General features: G+C 66.5%; 2 protein-coding genes. Both read right to left on the bottom strand.

Annotated features, from left to right (window positions below):
* Positions 1–1,086: outer membrane protein assembly factor BamB family protein (locus tag AC1DS3_RS38090; protein WP_477129302.1), on the bottom strand; the 1,086-nt coding region annotated here is incomplete at its 3' end.
* Positions 1,087–1,111: 25 nt separating this feature from the next.
* Positions 1,112–1,984 (bottom strand): transporter, encoded by an 873-nt coding sequence (locus tag AC1DS3_RS38085; RefSeq protein WP_477129303.1) that lies wholly within the window; start codon positions 1,982–1,984, stop codon positions 1,112–1,114.
* Positions 1,985–2,010: the final 26 nt, after the last annotated feature.

Below are 2,010 nucleotides of genomic sequence, written 5' to 3'. Positions count from 1 at the left end.
CTTGAGGTCGGCCAGGATGATGTCCTGCGTCGAGGTGTAGTCGGAATTGTCGCCCGGCGTTTCCTGGTAGTGCCAGACGTATTCGCCGGTATCGGGATTGAGCGCCACCACCGAGGCCAGGTAGAGATTGTCGCCGCCGCCGGGGCTGCGCAGCTTGCGGCTCCAGGGCGCGCCGTTACCCGTGCCGATATACATCAGGTTCAGCTCGGGGTCGAAGGCCATGGTGTTCCACACGGTGCCGCCGCCGCCATTGAGCCAGTATTTGCCGCTCGGGTCCCAGGTGCCGGCCGCGCGGGCCATGGCCTCGTTCTCGAACGGCTTGGCGGGGTCTCCCGGCACCGTGAACCAGCGCCACCGCTGCGCGCCGGTCTCGGCGTCGTAGGCAGTGATGTAGCCGCGCGCGCCGTACTCTGCCCCACCGTTGCCGATGATGACCTTGCCCTTGTACACGCGCGGTGCGCCGGTGATGGTGTAGGAGAACTTGTGATCCACCACGGTGTCCTGCTCCCACGCCTTCTTGCCGGTCGCGGCGTCGATGGCCACCAGCCGGCCGTCGAAGGCACCCACGAAAACCTTGCCCTTGTAGACCGCCACGCCGCGGTTCACCACGTCGCAGCAACCCTTGTAGCCGAGATTGCGCGGCACCTTGGGATCGTAGGTCCAGAGCCGCTTGCCGGTGCGCGCGTCGATGGCGTGGACCACGCTCCACGGCGCCGTCACATACATCACGCCGTCGACCACCAGCGGCGTGGCCTCGACCCCGCGCGTCGATTCCAGGTCATAGGACCAGGCCAGGCCCAGCTGCGCGGCGTTGCCGGTGTTGACCTGGTCGAGCTGGCTGAAACGCGTTTCCGCGTAGTCCAGCCCGTAGGAAGGCCAGTTGGCGGTACCACGCTCATTGGCGCGGATCGCCGCGCCGTCGATAGCGGCGGTGATGGCACGCACCTTTTGCACGGTGAGCGCCCTGGCGGGCGCGGCGTCGGCGCCGAGCGCCGCGCCCGCCGCCGATGCCAGCGCAAGCGCCGCGGCCGTCCCCAGCCACAGCGCGGCTGCCCTGTCCTGCTTGCTCCTGCTTGTTCTCATCATGGTCTGCTTTCCTTGTCCGGTCCGGTCAAAATGCTTTGAGCACGCGAAGATTGAAACGGCTGCCTTCCATCGGCCCGTTGCGCACCGAGATGTCCTGCCCATAGATGCCCAGCACCTGCACGGCCGGGGTCGGGAACCACGCCATCCCCAGTAAAAACTTGGAAGTATTGGTGTTGTCGTTGCGGGAGACGCCGTTCACCTTGCTTTCGCCGCCGGCCGTGTAGGACAGCCCGCCACGGATGTCGAAGGTGTCGGTGACGTTGTAGCGCAGCCAGCCCTGGCCCTGGAACAGCGGGGCTTGCTTCAGGGTGGCCGAGGCCGCACCAAACTTGTTGTTGTCGCCATAGAAGGTCACGTCGGCAATCAGGTCGAGGGTGAACTTGCCGGCCAGTGGCGTGATGTAGCCCGCCTGCAAGGCAAACTTCCAGCGGTTCTCGCCAAGGTTGAGTGCCCGCTCCTTGTCGTAGCTGCCAACCGGCACGTAGAGGAACGGTGTAATGCCGAAGTACCGTTTCTGCTGCGGCTGGTTGACCAGCCATACGGTCGCGGCCAGGATCGKATCGCCCATGCCGCCGCTGCTGCCGAGCCCGCTCAGCTGGTCGCGCCCGCGCAGGTTGCCGAACGGCAGCAGGATCTGCGGGTCGACGGTGAAGCCGGCGATGTCCACGAAATGCACATAGCGCGCGATGCCGATATCCGAGTTCAGGTTGCCGCCGGCCACCTGCCTGCCGCTGGCGTAGACCTTGTCGCGCTCCGCGTGCTGGTAGTAAAGCATGGCCAGGTTGGTGCCTGCCGGCAGCGCCGTATAGTCGCCGGCGTCCACGTCGATGGCGTGCGCGGGCGCTGCCGCCAGCAGCAGGGCCGCGATGGCGCCGMCATAGCGCAGGGACGAACGCATCCTCCGGCGCATGGCCGGTCCTTGTT

The organism is Cupriavidus sp. 01L46 (assembly GCF_056399905.1).
Note: the sequence above shows the minus strand (reverse complement) of the source record. Positions and strands in the feature narration are given on the sequence as shown.